The 16,511-nt window shown below is 66.8% G+C and carries 16 protein-coding genes and 1 pseudogene; 11 read left to right on the forward strand and 6 right to left on the reverse strand.

Annotated features, from left to right (window positions below; translation table 11 throughout):
* Positions 1–8: 8 nt before the first annotated feature.
* Both MVF96_RS13475 and MVF96_RS13480 read left to right on the forward strand, forming a co-directional pair.
* Complete coding sequence (locus MVF96_RS13475; RefSeq protein ID WP_068970448.1) at positions 9–536, forward strand: putative immunity protein; 528 nt, start codon at positions 9–11, stop codon at positions 534–536.
* A gap of 166 nt (positions 537–702) precedes the next feature.
* Positions 703–1,449 (forward strand): MBL fold metallo-hydrolase, encoded by a 747-nt coding sequence (locus tag MVF96_RS13480; protein ID WP_068970458.1) that lies wholly within the window; start codon positions 703–705, stop codon positions 1,447–1,449.
* Between the two features lie 93 nt (positions 1,450–1,542).
* Here the strand turns inward: MVF96_RS13480 and MVF96_RS13485 are convergent.
* Positions 1,543–2,918, reverse strand: a pseudogene (locus tag MVF96_RS13485) (NAD-dependent succinate-semialdehyde dehydrogenase).
* 249 nt (positions 2,919–3,167) lie between these two features.
* On the opposite strand from MVF96_RS13485, the gene MVF96_RS13490 reads away from it, so the two are divergent.
* The 4 genes from MVF96_RS13490 to MVF96_RS13505 all read left to right on the forward strand — a co-directional run bounded on the left by MVF96_RS13490 (position 3,168) and on the right by MVF96_RS13505 (position 7,466).
* Positions 3,168–4,163, forward strand: coding sequence for an alpha/beta hydrolase (locus MVF96_RS13490; protein ID WP_058253487.1), 996 nt, complete (start codon positions 3,168–3,170; stop codon positions 4,161–4,163).
* A 566-nt stretch (positions 4,164–4,729) separates the two neighbouring features.
* Positions 4,730–4,987, forward strand: coding sequence for a hypothetical protein (locus tag MVF96_RS13495; RefSeq protein WP_223258860.1), 258 nt, complete (start codon positions 4,730–4,732; stop codon positions 4,985–4,987).
* Positions 4,988–5,171: 184 nt separating this feature from the next.
* Positions 5,172–6,527, forward strand: a complete 1,356-nt coding sequence (gene gdhA / locus MVF96_RS13500) for an NADP-specific glutamate dehydrogenase (protein WP_065631644.1) — start codon at positions 5,172–5,174, stop codon at positions 6,525–6,527.
* Positions 6,528–6,593: 66 nt separating this feature from the next.
* Positions 6,594–7,466, forward strand: a complete 873-nt coding sequence (locus MVF96_RS13505; protein WP_247449331.1) for a MerR family transcriptional regulator — start codon at positions 6,594–6,596, stop codon at positions 7,464–7,466.
* A gap of 69 nt (positions 7,467–7,535) precedes the next feature.
* Here the strand turns inward: MVF96_RS13505 and MVF96_RS13510 are convergent, their stop codons facing one another.
* Both MVF96_RS13510 and MVF96_RS13515 read right to left on the reverse strand, forming a co-directional pair.
* Positions 7,536–8,219 carry a DNA alkylation repair protein gene (locus MVF96_RS13510; protein WP_247449332.1) on the reverse strand — a complete coding sequence of 228 codons (684 nt, stop codon included), beginning with the start codon at positions 8,217–8,219 and terminating at the stop codon, positions 7,536–7,538.
* A 63-nt stretch (positions 8,220–8,282) separates the two neighbouring features.
* Positions 8,283–8,582, reverse strand: a complete 300-nt coding sequence (locus MVF96_RS13515; protein WP_247449334.1) for a putative quinol monooxygenase — start codon at positions 8,580–8,582, stop codon at positions 8,283–8,285.
* A gap of 160 nt (positions 8,583–8,742) precedes the next feature.
* Here MVF96_RS13515 and MVF96_RS13520 point away from each other — a divergent pair, with 160 nt between their 5' ends.
* Complete coding sequence (locus tag MVF96_RS13520) at positions 8,743–10,386, forward strand: alkaline phosphatase D family protein (RefSeq protein ID WP_247449335.1); 1,644 nt, start codon at positions 8,743–8,745, stop codon at positions 10,384–10,386.
* A gap of 23 nt (positions 10,387–10,409) precedes the next feature.
* On the opposite strand, the gene MVF96_RS13525 is transcribed toward MVF96_RS13520, so the two are convergent.
* Together MVF96_RS13525 and MVF96_RS13530 are read right to left on the reverse strand one after the other, a co-directional pair.
* The gene (locus MVF96_RS13525) at positions 10,410–10,847 is read right to left on the reverse strand and encodes a VOC family protein (protein WP_058253494.1); all 438 of its coding nucleotides are present in this window, start codon (positions 10,845–10,847) and stop codon (positions 10,410–10,412) included.
* A gap of 51 nt (positions 10,848–10,898) precedes the next feature.
* Entirely contained in the window at positions 10,899–11,330 is a 432-nt protein-coding gene (locus MVF96_RS13530) for a PPOX class F420-dependent oxidoreductase (protein ID WP_247449337.1), read from the reverse strand.
* 121 nt (positions 11,331–11,451) lie between these two features.
* On the opposite strand from MVF96_RS13530, the gene MVF96_RS13535 reads away from it, so the two are divergent.
* A complete protein-coding gene (locus tag MVF96_RS13535; protein WP_068970455.1) occupies positions 11,452–12,012 on the forward strand; it encodes a GXWXG domain-containing protein in 561 nt (186 codons plus the stop codon).
* Positions 12,013–12,133: 121 nt separating this feature from the next.
* Positions 12,134–12,547, forward strand: coding sequence for a hypothetical protein (locus tag MVF96_RS13540; protein WP_058253497.1), 414 nt, complete (start codon positions 12,134–12,136; stop codon positions 12,545–12,547).
* 54 nt (positions 12,548–12,601) lie between these two features.
* Here MVF96_RS13540 and MVF96_RS13545 read toward each other — a convergent pair whose 3' ends face one another.
* Positions 12,602–13,519 carry a hypothetical protein gene (locus tag MVF96_RS13545; protein ID WP_247452107.1) on the reverse strand — a complete coding sequence of 306 codons (918 nt, stop codon included), beginning with the start codon at positions 13,517–13,519 and terminating at the stop codon, positions 12,602–12,604.
* A 127-nt stretch (positions 13,520–13,646) separates the two neighbouring features.
* Between MVF96_RS13545 and MVF96_RS13550 the strand changes: the two genes are divergently transcribed.
* Positions 13,647–14,105, forward strand: a complete 459-nt coding sequence (locus MVF96_RS13550) for a Fur family transcriptional regulator (RefSeq protein WP_247449339.1) — start codon at positions 13,647–13,649, stop codon at positions 14,103–14,105.
* An 82-nt stretch (positions 14,106–14,187) separates the two neighbouring features.
* Positions 14,188–16,431 carry a catalase/peroxidase HPI gene (gene katG, locus MVF96_RS13555; RefSeq protein WP_247449341.1) on the forward strand — a complete coding sequence of 748 codons (2,244 nt, stop codon included), beginning with the start codon at positions 14,188–14,190 and terminating at the stop codon, positions 16,429–16,431.
* The last annotated feature ends 80 nt before the right edge of the window (positions 16,432–16,511 follow it).

The following is a 16,511-nucleotide window of genomic DNA, read 5'->3' on the forward strand; positions in this document are numbered from 1 at the left end:
AGGTCGCGATGATCCTCCCCACAGTGTTCGACCCCCGCTTGGTCACCATCCGTCGTGGCGGGACACTCACCGACGCCGATCACCACTTGCTGGCGCTCTGGGCGGCACGGTGTGCGGAGCACGTTCTGCCCTTGTTCGAGTCGGCACGGCCGGATGACGCTCGCCCCAGGGAGGCAATCGCGGCGGTCCGCGCGTGGACCCGGGGCGAACTGGCGATGATGGAGTCGCGCGCCGCCGGCGGACACGCCATGGGTGCCGCCCGCGATCTACGTGGCGCACCGCGGTTCGCCGCCTACGCCGCCGGGCAAGCGGCGGTGACCGCGCACGTCGCATCGCACGACCTCGGTGCCGCGGCGTACGCGATCAAGGCGGTCCGGTCCGCACACGGGGTCGACGCGGGTAGACACGAATGCGCTTGGCAGCGAAGACATCTCCCTGTTCGGGTACGCGAGTTGGTGCTCGACGACCAACGTGCCCGCAATTACCTGTGCTGGCAGGTCTTCATCGACGATCGACATCAGGTCGGCAATCGGTGATTCGCGTTCACCGGGGTGTTCCTGTTACTGTCGCAGTCACGCTCCTGCGGTGCTGTAACCCGCATGTCGAGCCAGAGGCCGGGGTGATTACAGAAACCCCCGGTCTTGTCCAAACTTCGAAGGTCGTCCCGGTTTGCTGCCGCGACCACCGGGTACGCGTCTCGTCATGACCTTCCATCGTGACGTCGTCCCCGGCATCCACTGGCTCGAGTACGCCTACACGAATCAGTACCTGATCGAGGACCAGGACCGGCTGATCCTCGTCGACTGTGGACTCCCCCGTTCGTACGAACCCCTCGTCAAGGCCATCCGGGAACTCGGCCGTGACACCGATGCCGTGACCGACCTGATCATCACGCATGGTCATTTCGATCACGTCGGCACCGCGCGCCGCCTGGCGCGCGAGTGGCGGATCCCGGTCCACGTCCATCGCGACGATGCGTGGCTGGCGTCCCATCCCTACCGCTACGCGCATCAGAACGCGACCAGATTCGGAGTGCCCCTTCGTCATCCGCGTTCGCTACGCCTGCTCGGACGCATGGCGGCGGCCGGTGCGTTCACGGTGCGCGGCGTCGATCACCTGGATGTGACGCCTTTCGGCGATGATGCCCTGCTCCCCGGTGGCGCGCAGGTGGTGCCGACTCCCGGTCACACCTACGGCCATGTGTCGCTGCACTTTCCATTGCGCGACGCGGTCATCGCCGGCGACGCGCTCGTCACCCTCGATCCGTACACCGCGGCGACCGGCCCGCGCATGATCGCCGGTTCCGCAACCGCCGACCTCGATCGCAATCGGGCGTCGCTCGACGCGCTGGCAGCGACGGACGCGAAGTCTCTGCTTCCCGGGCACGGGGTGCCGTGGCATCACGGGGTGGCCGTCGCGGTCGACCGGGCGCGTCAGACCAACGGCTGACACGTCGGACAACCGGCCGCCAGATCACGAGCCGGACAGCGAGACGGGCCGACGCTTCCGCATCGGCCCGTCCGGCCATCGCCGATCGTCCGGCTACTCGGAGGCGGTGCGACGCAGCTTGGTGTTGACGAACTCGCCCATGCCCCAACGCCCGAGTTCGCGACCGTAGCCGGACCGTTTCACCCCGCCGAACGGAAGGCCGGGCAGCGTGGTGCCGTGTTCGTTGACATACGCCATGCCGACCTCCAGCTGATCGGCGACCTCCTCGGCCTTGCCGATGTCACCGCTCCACACCGATCCGCTCAATCCGAACTCGACATCGTTGGCGAGCGCCACGGCGTCCTCCGGAGAGGACACCTTGTAGACCATCGCGACCGGCCCGAAGATCTCCTCGGAGTAGGCGTCCATGTCCGGGGTGATGTCCGTCAGCACAGTGGGTTCGAAGAAGGCTCCGTCGCGCTCCAGCGGCTTTCCACCCGTCCGCAGGGTGGCGCCCTGTTTCACCGCGGTCTCGACCTGTTCGGCCACCGTGTCGCGCGCCGACAGGGACGACAGCGGACCCATCTGAGTGGAATCGTCGGATGGATCACCGACCACCGTCGACTCGAACTGCTTGACCACACCGTCGACGAAGTCGTCGTACAACTCGTCGAGAACGATGAACCGTTCGGCGAATTGCACGCCTGGCCCGCGTTCGACAGCCGTGCGCCCGCCGCGATCTTCGTCGTGCGTTCCATGTCGGCGGAGTCGAGCAGGATGAACGGGTCCGAACCGCCGAGCTCGAGCACGGACTTCTTCAGGTTCTCCGCCGCAACCTTTGCCACGGCTGCACCCGCTTTCTCACTGCCGGTGAGCGATACGCCGCGTATCGCGTTGTGCGCGAGCAGGTCTGCGATCTGATCACTGCTTGCATACGCGTTGATGTACGCGTCGGCAGGGACACCCGCGTCGTGCAGGATCTCTGCCATCAACGCCGACGAGGCCGCGCAGATCGACGCATGCTTGAGAATGACGGTGTTGCCGGCCAACAGGTTCGGCGCGACGAAACGTGCGACCTGGTAGTAGGGGTAGTTCCACGGCATCACGCCCACCAGTGGTCCGATCGGCGCGACCTGCACGATCGACGCGTCCGCGCCCTGCGGGTCGAGGACCTCGGTCTCGAGCAGATCCGGTCCGTGCTCGGCATACCAGCGATAGATGTCCGCGGCCAGCTGAACCTCTCCCGCCGCCTCCTTGGCGGGTTTGCCCATCTCGGTCGTGATGACGGCCGCGAGCTCATCGGCTCGCCTCTCGTACTCGTCAGCGGTCCGGGAGAGAATTGCGGCCCGTTCGGATGCCTCGGTCGCTCGCCACTCCTGGTATGCCGCGAGTGACCGTTCGGCCACGCCGGCCACCTCGTCGTCCTTCAGTCCGGGAAATTCCCGATCGGTCGTACCGGTGGTCGGATTCGCGGTGACATATGTGCCCACCAGAGCACCTACCTTCCTCTGTCGTGTGAATCCCGACTGTCCACAGCCCGGGATCATTCGGGTACCCGGGTCCCTGTACGCAAAACCTCGGTCGTCGGCGCGCTTCGGTCACACGGCGGCCCCAGACCTGCTCTAATGGGTCCGCGGTCCGTGTCCGGACCCGTGATCGACCGACACGCGGCGAATGCCGGACGTCGACCTGGGGGTGGGTCGCCGGTCGTGACGGCAGTGTCCGAGGGGGAACGAAGAGTGTCACGCTGGCAGCGAGCCGCAGGGCTCGGTTGTGCATTTCTGATCGCGGTCGTCGCGAGCGTCTCGACGGGGCAGCCGGCGGGAGCGACCCCGCCGAGGCTCGGCGACTCGGCGCGGATCCTTGCGGTGTCCTCGGAGACGGCGACACGCACGACGATGACCGTGTATTCCGCCGCCATGAAGCGGCCCGTTCGAGTGAGCGTGCTCGCCCCCCGCGAGCGGACCGGCCCACGGCCGACCGTGTACCTCCTCGACGGGATCGACGGTGGGGTCTACACCAGCTACACGCAGAGCGGGTGGACCTTTCAGACCGACATCGCGCGCTTCGTCGCCGACAAGAAGGTCAACGTGGTTCTGCCCATCGGGGGTACGGGCTCGTACTACACCGACTGGCGCCGAATCGATCCCGTCCTGGGTCGGAACATGTGGGAGACCTTCCTGACCGAGGAACTCCCTCCGCTGGTCGACGGACGCTTCCGGGGCAACGGACGGAACGTGATCGGCGGGCTGTCGATGGGGGCGCTGGGCGCGATGTCCATCGCGGTCCGCAACCCAGATCTCTACCGGGGTGTGGTCGCCTTCAGCGGGTGCCTCGATCAAGGGTCGCCGGAGTTCCGGCAGGCGACCGCCACATCGGTCACGACGAGAGGCGGGAACCCGGAGAACATGTGGGGCCCGCTCGATCACGACAACTGGGATGCCCACAATCCCGCCGGTCACGTGTCCGCGCTACGCGGTAAGCCCGTGTATGTAGCGGTCGGCAACGGTCTGCCCGACCCGGCCCTAGGGCTGGCCGGGCTGGCCTCACCCGTCGGAGGCGTGCTCGAGGGCATCGTCGCCCGATGCACCGAGAGCTTCAAGCGTCGCGCAGACCGAGCCGGGGTCGACATCACCTACGACTTCCGTGCCGGTCTCCACTCGTGGGGCTACTGGAACCAGGATCTGCACCGAGCCTGGCCCACGATCGCCCGGGCACTGAAAAGCGCGGGCTGACGCGAGCGTCGGCGTCAACGCGCGCTTTTCCTCTTCCGAATCAACGAGACATCCTCGAGTGCCCGTTTTCGCTCACGACGTTCCTTGAGTTCTTGCCGCCGCTTTTTCGAGCTCGAATTCTTTTCCGCCATTTATCCTCGAATCGGTCGTGGTCTACAACGGTTCGCTCCCGCTCTCCTTCGTGACCATAGCCCAGAAATGGCAGAAGTCCAGCCCGTCCGATCTGATGCCGACTTGCCGACTTCATACGTTGTCACACAGTACGTTTCATTTACTGTGGGCCTGCGAAATGCGCCGGACTGGCTTTTATTTTTTTCTGGGCTAGAGTCCATGGCACCGGTCGCAGATGGCCGGTAGCAGCGAAAGGAAGAGTGGCCGTGAATGCGGTTGTGATGGAGTGCCGAATACGCGTGTGTGGCTCCCCCGGTCGGGTCAGAGAATTCGTCGAGCAAGCGTCGACTCGCGCGCACGACGCCTTTTCCCACCCCGCCAGGTGTTCGGTTGTCGTCGAGGAGTCGGAGTCGTTGCTCCTCCGACGGCAATGGCACCGCGAGAACGACGCGGACGTGTTCGGAATACCCGAGGGGCGGGATGTGTGCTTCGGTTTCGCGGACTCGTCCGGACGACTGACCGTCGCGAGACTCGAGAGCCTGTCACGCGACATCCTGGCCCACCTCGAACTGGATCCGTGGGTGTCCGACGACGCCGAGTCGGTGCCTTGGATCCTGACGCTCACCACTGGTGCCGATCCGACGTCCAGGCATGAGATCGTGACCCGACATCCGTCGCTCCAGGTGCGACGACCTGTTCTGGCCCGCGCGTGATCCGCGCATAGCGGTGCCCGACCGGACTGCTCCGCAGGTGAGCGGGTCCGACCACCTCACTGCGGACACACCGCGGTCGTCGTCCGACGGACCGGTCTGCGGTCGAATTCCTGTCACTCGATAGGGTGCGGGTGGCGGCGTGCTCGCCTGGGCACGTCGCCGTCCCACACCTACGGAGAAGGAAGTGGTCGCCATCGTGCTCGACGAGAAGATCAGCGATCTGTACGCGCAGGTTGTTGCGCGGAACCCTGGGGAGGCCGAGTTCCACCAGGCCGTCCGGGAGGTCTTCGACAGTCTGGGTCCGGTCTTGGCGAAACATCCCCACTACGCGGACGCCGGGATCATCAAGAGACTGACGGAGCCCGAGCGCCAGATCATCTTCCGAGTGCCGTGGGTCGACGACCAGGGACAGGTGCAGATCAACCGCGGGTTCCGGGTCGAGTTCAATTCCGCACTCGGTCCCTACAAGGGCGGGTTGCGCTTTCACCCGAGCGTCTACCTGGGCGTGGTCAAGTTCCTCGGGTTCGAGCAGATCTTCAAGAACGCACTGACCGGGCTCCCGATCGGCGGCGGCAAAGGCGGCGCCGACTTCGATCCCAAGGGACGCTCCGACGCGGAGATCATGCGGTTCTGCCAGTCGTTCATGACCGAGCTCTACCGTCACATCGGCGAGTACACCGATGTGCCCGCGGGTGACACCGGCGTCGGCGGTCGGGAGATCGGTTATCTCTTCGGCCAGTACAAGCGCATCACCAACCGTTACGAGTCCGGCGTGCTCACCGGCAAGGGACTCGCCTGGGGTGGGTCGCAGGTCCGCACCGAGGCGACCGGGTACGGCGTGGTGTTCTTCGTCCGCGAGATGCTCGCCGCGGCCGGCGACGACCTCGACGGCAAGACCGTGGTGGTCTCGGGCTCGGGCAATGTGGCGATCTACGCCATCGAGAAGGTGCAACAACTCGGCGGTCGCGTGATCGCGTGCTCGGACTCCGGGGGCTACGTCGTCGATGATGCCGGTATCGACCTCGAACTGCTCAAGGAGATCAAAAACGTTCGGCGCGGCCGTATCTCGGATTACGCCGACGCCCGCCGCGGGTCCGCCCGTCACGTCGACACCGGATCGATGTGGAGTGTGCCCACCGACATCGCCATCCCCTGCGCGACGCAGAACGAACTGAACGGGGTCGACGCCACTCAACTGGCGAAGAACGGATGTCGCATCGTCGCCGAGGGCGCGAACATGCCCAGCACCCCCGAGGCGGTGCGCATCTTCGCCGACGCCGGCGTCGGCTTCGCCCCGGGTAAGGCCGCGAACGCGGGCGGCGTCGCCACGAGCGCACTCGAGATGCAGCAGAACGCTTCTCGGGATTCGTGGACGTTCGCGCACACCGAGGACCGATTGTCGGAGATCATGACGGCCATCCATGACCACTGCCTGCACACGGCAGACGAATACGGGGCGCCGGGCAACTACGCGACCGGTGCCAATATCGCGGCGTTCACTCGCGTGGCCGACGCGATGCTCGCACTCGGTCTCATCTGACCCGATTCGGACGCCGACTCGCTTCCTCTTGACCTTCAGGTTGGTCGAAGCCGGATGATCTGCGATATGCCCTCCGTTCCCGAAGTCAGCGAACTCGTCCCGATCGGCGCGTTCGCGCAACGCACCGGCTTGACCGCGTCCGCGCTGCGGTTCTACGACGACTCGGGGTTGCTCACCCCGGCCGCCGTCGACGCGTCGACCGGATATCGCCAGTACAGCGCGTCGCAGGAGCGGCACGCGATCGCACTCCGGCGACTCCGCGAGATCGGGATGTCGCTCGCCGACATCCGCACGGTCCTCGCCGCCGAGCCGGGTACCGCCGGCGGACTGATCGACGAGCACGTGCGGACCGTCGCTGCCGATGCCGATCGGATTCGGCGCGAGGCCAGGACGATCAAGATGTCGATCGCCGCGGAGTCGGGAACGCTGTGTGCGGCCGACCTCCGTGATGGTCTGTCCGACCTGGCACGGGGCGGCGTCGTCGTCATCGACGCCGTGGCCGGCGCAGTTCGATTCCGGCTCGACGGTCGGGACGATCTATGGTGCCGCCTACTCGACGGGCCGTTTCCCGCGCACCAGGTGATGATCGAAGCCCTGCCCACGGTGACCATGCGTGCGAGTGTCGCGAAAACCGCTGTGTTGCAATCGTTGGAGCGCTGTGCAACCGACCGGGTGCACCTGGACTTCACGTCGGCGGCGCTCACACTGAGCGACGCCTCGTCGGCACAACTCGCCGTCGTGCCAGCCGAGACCTGCGGCCCCCCGATCGCACTGTGGTTCGAGGTCTCGACGCTCTACCCAGCGGTCCATGTGTCGATCGGGGGCGAGATGATGATCGACGTCCGCAATCGGGACCTCCCGATGACGATTCGGTCCGCAGACGGCGGCGACCTCACCACGGTCGTCATGCCGGTTTCCCACAGCCACCACAATGACTGAGCAGCAAAGGATCTCCGGGAGTGTCAGGATCCGACGCCTGAGCGACGGGGCAACGAGCAGCCGCTCAGGTCACGGCGATCTGCGCCGTACCATCTCGGCGATCCAGACCGGCGCATACGGCGAAGTACAGCCCGGGGAGGTCGGGTAATCCTCCAGCACTCGCAACCGCTCACCGATGTCGATTGCACGAGAACGGAAGTCGGGATTCTCGATGCCGATAGTCGCCAGGCATGTGTTCATCGCCCACTGCAGGCGTGGCGGCGCGTTCCCCATGTCGGACTCGATGGTGTCGAGCAACCCGGCCATGTCGAGGTCACCGGGCTTCTTGACCACTCGATCAGCGGTCAGGGCCCATCCCGCCGCGGCGACACCGGGCTCGGCGTCGGCCATCCACGACCTCCGCAACTCCTCGGCATGCGGACTCTTCTTGACGACGTAGTTGACGAGCCAATCGTGAACCTTCGGCCGGTCGGCCTCGCGGATCATCGTGTCGAGCTGCGCGGCGTCGAACGCCCGCGGGCGACAGATCAACAGTGCAAGCAGGCGCGGCGCGGTGTCGCCCGTCGCCCACAGCTCCGCGGACAGTTCGGGCTGCGTTCGCAGTCGTTTCGCGATCGCCCTGAGCTTCCTGAGATTGACCCCGTAGTCGTCGCCGTGTTTCTCGTTGACCGCTCGGATCCGCGGGTCGTCGAGACTGCGGAGCTCGCCGAGGACGTCGGCGAGAGTCTGTTGGATGTCGGACATTCCGGTCATGATCCCCTCTGGAAGTGCGCACACAGCCTACGACGCTCGATGTCGCCGCGGGTTGTGTGCTCATCAATCCGGAGGGCCCGCCAATATCCGCACGTCGGCGACGTCGTACTCGGCAACGGACGCCGACCGGATCGCCCGTGACTGGTCCTCGCCGACCCCGTCGCCACGGAACGCCTCGACCGCCGACTGCGAGTCCCAGCGCTCGAAGATGTTGATCCGGCCGGGGTCCATCGAGTCCGCGGAGATCGCGAAATCGAGACACCCCGGTGCCCGACGGGCGGCACCGACCACCTCGTCGCACCCGGCGATGTACGCCGCGCGCTGGTCCGGGTCCACTCGCAGACTGCCGGCAACGATCACCATTGGTTGCTCCTCCATCGATACTCCGGTGCACCGGTGTCCCGGCGCGAGACGTCACCGCTGTGGTGAGGGCGCCAGGAGTGCAGACCGGCACGACCCGGCGAACTCATCGCTCACGATCGACGTGGCCGCGCGACGCCGCGCCACGGCCTACTCTGATCGAATGGCTTTGGTTCTGGGTCCGATCCTCCGGCACGTCGACGAAACCTCCGCGCTGATCTGGGTGCAGACCGACGAACCCGGCGAGGTCGAAGTCCTCGGCTGTGCGACCCGGACGTTCGAGGTGTCCGGTCACCACTACGCGCTGGTCGAGGTCAGCGGCCTGGTGCCCGACACGGTCTCCGAGTATCAGGTCCGCGTCAACGGCGCCCTCGAGTGGCCCCTCCCGGACACCGAGTTCCCGCCCAGCGTGATCCGGACCCGGGGACCGGACACCGCGGACCGGCACCGGTTCGTCTTCGGGTCCTGCCGGTATCCGCGGGCCGAGGACCCCGAGCTCGACGAGAAGCTCGGACTCGACGCATTGGACTGCTACGCGGTCCGAATGCGCCACCTCCCGGTGGAGGAGTGGCCGGACACCCTCATTCTGCTCGGCGACCAGGTGTACGCGGACGAGCTGACCCCGCAGGTGAAGGAGTCGCTGGAGTCGAGCCGGGCCTCGACCGCCGGACCGTCCGACGAGGTCGTCGACTTCGAGGAGTACGAGGGACTGTATCGGCACACCTGGGGAGACCCCGAGATCCGATGGATCCTCTCTACGGTGCCGACGGCCATGATCTTCGACGATCACGACATCCGTGATGACTGGAACACCTCGGACACCTGGCGTCGGCAGATGAGTGAGAAGCCGTGGTGGCAGGACCGGATCCGCGCCGGCCTCGCGTCGTACTGGGTGTATCAGCACCTCGGCAACCTCTCCCCCGCCGAACTCGCCGAGTCCGAGGACTACCGCCGCGTCCGCGAGATCGACGGTGACTGCTGGCCCCACCTGATCGAGGTCGCGGATCGCGCCGACCGGGAAACCGACGGAACCAAGGGTGTCCGGTTCAGTTTCCGGTGGAACCTGGGCAACACCAGGCTGGTCATGATCGACTCCCGCAACGGTCGCATCCTGTCCGGCGGAACGCGAAAGATGCTGAGCGACAACGAATTCGATTGGGTTGAGAGCCAGGTCGACGACGACATCGAGCGACTCGACCACCTGGTCCTGGGTTCATCACTGCCGTGGTTGCTCCCGCCGGTCATCGGTGATGCGGAGACTGTGAACGAGATCGGCGCCCGGCGGCCGGGCCGTCGTGGACAGCTGGCCGAGAAGATCCGGCAGGGGGCCGACCTCGAGCACTGGCCGGCCTTCTTCGATTCCTTCGTCCGGCTCAGCGAGATGATCCGACAGGTTGCGGCGCGCGACCCCGGGCCCGCGACGGTCAGCGTGCTGTCCGGCGACGTCCACCACAGCTATGCCGCGCGTGCGACTTTCCCGGACACAACGAGCGCCGACGTCCACCAGCTCGTGTGTTCGCCGGTGCACAACGCGATCCCGCCGTACATCAAGGCGGTTTTCCGGCTGGGGTGGTCGAATCGGCTCGCCGCGGTCGTCCGGCGCTGGGCGCGTCGTGGTGGCTCGCCCGAACTGCCCGTCGCCTGGCGAAACACCCTGGGCCCGCTGTTCGGCAACACCATCGCGACGCTCTCGGTTCAGGGACGCTTCGCCGAGGTCACTTTCGAGCAGCCCGACCTGGACGGGACCCTGGGTAAAGCCGGAAATATCTGTCTGACATCGGAATTCGTGGCAACAGAGCGCACATAGCGCGCATTGTTGCTACGAAATCCCTAGTCCAGACAGAACTCGTTGCCCTCGGGGTCGCGCATCACGATGTGCCCCTCGCCGAGCGGAGGTGCGGGGTCGTGTCGTTCGCCCCGGGTCGCACCGAGTCCGACGAGCCGGTCGGCTTCGGCCTCGAGGGCGCGCATCCGGTCGTCGCCACTCAGACCAGGGGCAGCACGGACGTCGAGGTGCACCCGGTTCTTCGCCGTCTTGCCCTCGGGTACGCGTTGGAAGAACAACCGTGGCCTGCGCTCCTCCGGGTCGATCACGGCCGAGGCGTCGTTCCGACGCTCCGGAGGCACCCCGAATGCGTCGAGCGCCGCCTCCCAGCTGTCGAATCCGGTAGGCGGGTCCTGGAGCCGGTAACCGAGCACCTCGGCCCAGAATGCGGACAGCGCAGCCGGGTCACCACAGTCGAAGGTCAGTTGAAAGTCGGTTGTCATGCGTCCACTGTGCGACACGACGAGGACAACCCGGGTCCTCGATCGTGAAAATCAGCGCAGACGTTCGCCGTACACCCGGTCCACGGACATGACCATCAGGACGCGGCGATCGGCGACCATGACCCTGCGGTATTCGTCCCAGTCCGGGTGCTCGCCTGCCGCCTTGCGGTAGTAGTCGACGAGCGCCTCGACCTCGGGCCCGTCCGGTTCGGCGCCCGGGCCGATCAACGTCACAGTGCCCTCGGCGGTCGCCCACGTGTAGCGATCGGGCCCGGTGATCTCCAACGCGGCGCGCGGATCGCGTCGGAGGTTGGCGGTCTTGGCCCGGCCCTCGGCCATCGAGACGTAGATGGCCCCGGCGTCGCGGTCGTAGAAAGGGGTCACCGGGGACAGCTGTGGTAGTCCCGAGGACTTGATCGTGGCGAGGACGCCGACTCCGCCTTCGGCGAGAAGATCACGAGGGTCATACGCGGGTTGGTTCATGCCTGCGGCAACCCGGCGTACGTACAGGCTATTCCGGACGGGCCGCACACCCCGGGGCGTGGCTCCGCGATCCATTGCGACATTCTTCAGATCTTGTGTCTTTACACGTACGATCGTCGACATGCATGTGCGCGAGATCCTGACCACCACGCCGACGACGACCGCCGAGGCCCTCGACCTGTTCGACTCCGCCCCCGCGGTCGAACCGGACTTCATGATCGGCACCTGGCGTGGCGCCGAGCTGCCCACCGACCACCCGTTGGACGGCTTCCTCGCGGCCAGCGGCTGGTGGGGCAAGCAATTCGTCGACGCCGAGACCGTCCACCCCCTGCTCTTCCCGACCCGCGACGGTTCGGCGCTGTGGGCCATGAATCCGGCGATCGCTTTCGGCGGACTGGGGATCGCCGAGAAGGCGCCCGGAGTCAAGTCGTTGTCGTTGGGGACGCCGATCGCCGCGACCCGCCTTCTCAGTCAGACCCGACGAGCACGTGCCCGGCTGCGCACCACCCGGTACCGCGGCACGGACACCGCGACCATGTCCTACGATCAGCTGCCGATCAACGACGTCTTCCACCGTCTCTCCGATGATGCCGTCCTGGGCGCGATGGACCTGAAGGGGTCGCCGAAGCCGTACTTCTTCGTGCTCCGCCGCGACGACTCACTCCGCCTCGTCGGCCACTGATCCTCGTCGGTCACTGATCCTCGTCGGTCACTGATCCTCGTCGGCCACCGATCCTCGGCGACGCGAGGACGGCGCCGACGAACCATGAGCCGGCGAGCCGGCGGAGGCGTTCAATGGGTAGATGGACACCTCACCCACCGCCCACCTCCGCCGGGGTGCCGTCGCGGTCGCCGCGGTCGCCCTCGCGGGCGCCGTGACACTGGCCGCACCCGGGACCGCCCAGGCTGCACCGCCGATGCCGTCCGGGTATTACCGCGGCGACGTCACCAGCGCCCCGATCGCCGACACGGTGTGGTTCGGCAAGAACTTCACGGGTTCGCGGGTCGTCAACAACACCGCGATCGGGTGGGCCTTCCCCGGCGCGGTGTACCCCGGGCGTTCCGTGCAGGACGGTGCACCGGTCATCGTCGTCGACTACTCGGGAACCGCCGTGGGATTCGTGCGTGACGAGCTCCGAGCCGACGGCCGGGGCGGCTATTGGGGCCGCGCGCTGAACGGCACCACCGAGCTGCTGCGTTTTCACTTGACACGCTGACCGTGGGCGACGGGCAACCATGGTGGAGACTTCGGGTTCGACCCCTTCGTCGGCTCACAGCTCGGCGAGCGCCGAGCGGATCTCATTGGTGGCCGCGACGGCTTCACGGAGCGCGATCCGCGCCTCGGCCCGGCCCTGTTCCGCAGTCGAGAGTCGTTGCCGCGCGAACCGCAGCGATTCTTCGCAACGAGCCAGCTCGGCCCGCAACTCCTGAGCCCGCCGGACGATCTCGTCGACCTCCGACGAAGCCCCGTCCACAGTTCGGGAGGCGGCGTCGAGGTCGGATCGGGCCGTTCGCTCCCCTGTCTCGGCCTCGGCCAGTCGGGCTTCGAGGTCTCGTCGACGACGCTCCGCTTCGTCAGACGCTGTGTGGTCCGAGTCGTCGGCGTCATCCCTGTCGGCACCCTCTTCGTCGGCACCGTCTGCGTCCGCGCCGCTTGCCTCGGACTCGTCCGCGACTGGTTCCTGCAACGGCTCCGGGACGACGAACACGCCGGCGGGCCCGAAGCCGCTGTATTCGGCGGATGCGGTGAGGTTTCCCCGCAACACCTGCTCGAGCACTTCCGGGTCGGCCACCGCGGCTCGCAATGTCTGCGTGACCTCGCGAATGGTACTGTCTCCCAGCGTCACTCGCAGATCTGCGGCCGTGGCGGCGACCGCGGTCACCGACTCGTTGATCAGATCCTGACGGCGTCGCGACAACGTCTTCATCTTGTCTACAGCCGAGCGGCGCTGGGCCGCAGTCAAATCCGACGCCAACCCAGCGATGAGGGCGCTGTCGTCGGGGTGCGCGCGAACCCACTGATTGACGGCCCACGCAGCTTGCGTGGGCCGCCGCAACTTCGCGATCCGCCCCGCCAGGTCACGGTCGCCGTCCGCTTTGATCTCTCGAGCGAGTTCGTTCCGGCGTGTCACGAACGCCGCCGGCGCCAGACCGTACAGCTCGTCGACGATCTCGTCGTACGGGGTCATAGGGCTGCCCGAGCGGTGGTCGGCGTCGCTGTCCGCATGAGCAGATACTACGACGGCGCCCGTGACGGCCACCTCACTTCGCCTTCTTAACTTGAATCATTCCAGATAAGACTGCACGATGGTCACCATGCTCACCGACGAGGACTGCGCCCGGCACCTGCGCGCCGCCGGACTGCGGGTGACCCGCCCGCGCGTCGCGGTCATGCAAGCCGTCCGAGCACATCCTCATGCGGACACCGACGAGGTCCTCCGAACCGCTCGCGAACGGTTGCCGGAGGTCTCGCAGCAAACGGTGTACGACGTTCTGGGCGTACTGACTTCGGCCGGTCTGGTGCGACGCATCCAGCCGTCCGGCCACGTGTCTCGATATGAGTCACGCGTCGGGGACAACCATCACCACGTGATATGCCGTACATGCGGATCCATCGGGGACGTCGACTGCGCAGTCGGCGAGGCCCCGTGCCTGACCCCGTCCGACGACCGGGGTTTCGTCATCGACGAAGCCGAGGTCATCTATTGGGGTCATTGCCCCGACTGCTTCCCCGAACCCAACCGACCCGCTCCGGGCGCCGGCCCCGACCGATAGACCCCCGACCACGACGCCTCCCTCCCCTGCGATCACCGACCCGGCGATCGCAGTTCTCACCGTGCCCGAAAGGAAACCCCGCATGGCGCAGCAAGACCACGAGCCCGTCCGCGACGCGAAGGAACATCCCCCCATTGCCGAGGCGAACACCGAGCCCGCCGCGGGCGGTTGCCCGGTCGCGCACGGTCGGCTCACGCCGCCCACCCAGGGCGGCGGCAACCGCGACTGGTGGCCGAACCAGCTGAATCTCAAGGTGCTTCAGCACAATCCGGACGTCGCGAATCCGATGGACGCCGACTTCGACTACGACTCGGCCCTCGCGGATCTCGACGTCGAGGCGTTACGCGCCGACCTGACCGCCCTGATGACCGATTCGCAGGACTGGTGGCCCGCCGACTTCGGCCATTACGGAGGCCTGTTCGTCCGCATGTCCTGGCATGCCGCGGGTACCTACCGGGTGCAGGACGGACGCGGTGGTGCCGGAGCCGGGATGCAGCGATTCGCCCCGCTCAACAGCTGGCCGGACAACGCCAACCTGGACAAGGCGCGCCGCCTACTGTGGCCGATCAAGAAGAAGTACGGCACGGCATTGTCCTGGGCCGACCTCCTGGTCTTCGCCGGGAACGTCGCCCTGGAGTCGATGGGGTTCACCACCGCCGGCTTCGCCTTCGGGCGCGTGGACGAGTGGGAGCCCGACGAGGTGTACTGGGGCCCCGAACTCGAGTGGCTGGCCGATCAGCGGTACTCGGGCGACCGCGAACTCGAGACACCGCTTGCGGCAGTGCAAATGGGGCTCATCTATGTGAATCCGGAAGGACCGAACGGCAATCCGGACATCCTCGCGTCCGCGGTCGACATCCGCGAGACGTTCGCGCGGATGGCGATGAACGACGTCGAGACCGCGGCTCTGATCGTCGGGGGCCACACCTTCGGCAAGACCCACGGCGCCGGTGACGCCGGCCTGGTGGGTCCCGAACCCGAGGCCGCCGCCGTCGAGGACGCCGGTCTCGGCTGGACCAGCTCGCACGGCTCCGGCAAAGGCGCGGACACGATCACCAGCGGCCTCGAGGTGATCTGGAATCCGACCCCGACCCGCTGGGACAACGCTTTCCTCGAGACTCTCTACGGCTACGAGTGGGAGCTCTACAAGAGTCCGGCCGGAGCCAACCAGTGGCGTCCGAAGGACGGCGCCGGGACCGGTACCGTCCCCACGGCATTCGGCGACGAGAAGACCCACCCGTCGATGCTGACCACCGACCTCGCGATGCGCTACGACCCCGGTTTCGAGAAGATCACCCGGCGGTGGCTCGATCACCCCGAGGAACTGGCGCACGAGTTCGCCAAGGCCTGGTTCAAGCTCCTGCACCGCGACATGGGACCCGCCGTCCGGTATCGGGGTCCGCTTGTTCCGACCGAGACGTACCTGTGGCAGGACAATGTCCCGGCGCACGAGGGCCCACTTGTCACCGATGCCGACGTGGCAGCCTTGAAGGCGACGCTCCTCGACTCGGGACTGACTGTGGCGCAACTCGTGAAGACCGCGTGGGCGGCGGCGTCGAGCTTCCGTGGCAGCGACAAGCGCGGCGGCGCCAACGGCGGCCGGATCCGCCTGCAGCCGCAGGCATCCTGGGAGGTCAACGAGCCCGACGAGTTGGCCACCGTGATCCGCACCCTCGAAGGCATCCGGGGTGCGTTCACCGGCGAGGCCGGCGCGAAGGTCTCCTTCGCCGACCTCGTGGTCCTCGGCGGCACGGCAGCAGTCGAGAAGGCGGCGCGGGATGCCGGAGTCGAGATCACGGTACCGTTCACCCCTGGACGTACCGACGCCACCCAGGACGAGACGGACGCCGATTCGATGGCACATCTCGAGCCCACCGCCGACGGGTTCCGCAACTACGTCGGCAAGACCAGTGGCCTTCCGGCCGAGTTCACCCTCGTCGACAAGGCATCGCTGCTGACCCTCAGCGCCCCCGAGATGACGGTGCTGGTGGGTGGCCTCCGGGTGCTGGGCAACAACTTCGGCGGCTCGGCGGCCGGCGTCCTGACCGACCGTCCCGGCGTCCTCACGAACGACTTCTTCGTGAATCTGCTGGACATGTCGACAGCCTGGTCGGCGTCGGAAGACGAGAACCTGTACGTCGGGCGCGATCGCGCCACCGGCGAGCAGACCTGGACCGGCACTCGCGCCGATCTGGCGTTCACGTCGAACTCACAGTTGCGCGCCCTGGCCGAGGTCTATGCAGCCGACGACGCAGCGGAGAAGTTCGTGAACGACTTCGTCGCGGCCTGGGACAAGGTGATGAACCTGGACCGGTTCGAACTCTGAGCAAATCGGTTCATCGTCGAACCGATCAGATGCGGCGGCGGCACCCTTCGTGGGGTGCCGCCGCCGTGGCGTTTCGCATC

Source organism: Gordonia hongkongensis, assembly GCF_023078355.1.
GTDB lineage: Bacteria > Actinomycetota > Actinomycetes > Mycobacteriales > Mycobacteriaceae > Gordonia > Gordonia hongkongensis.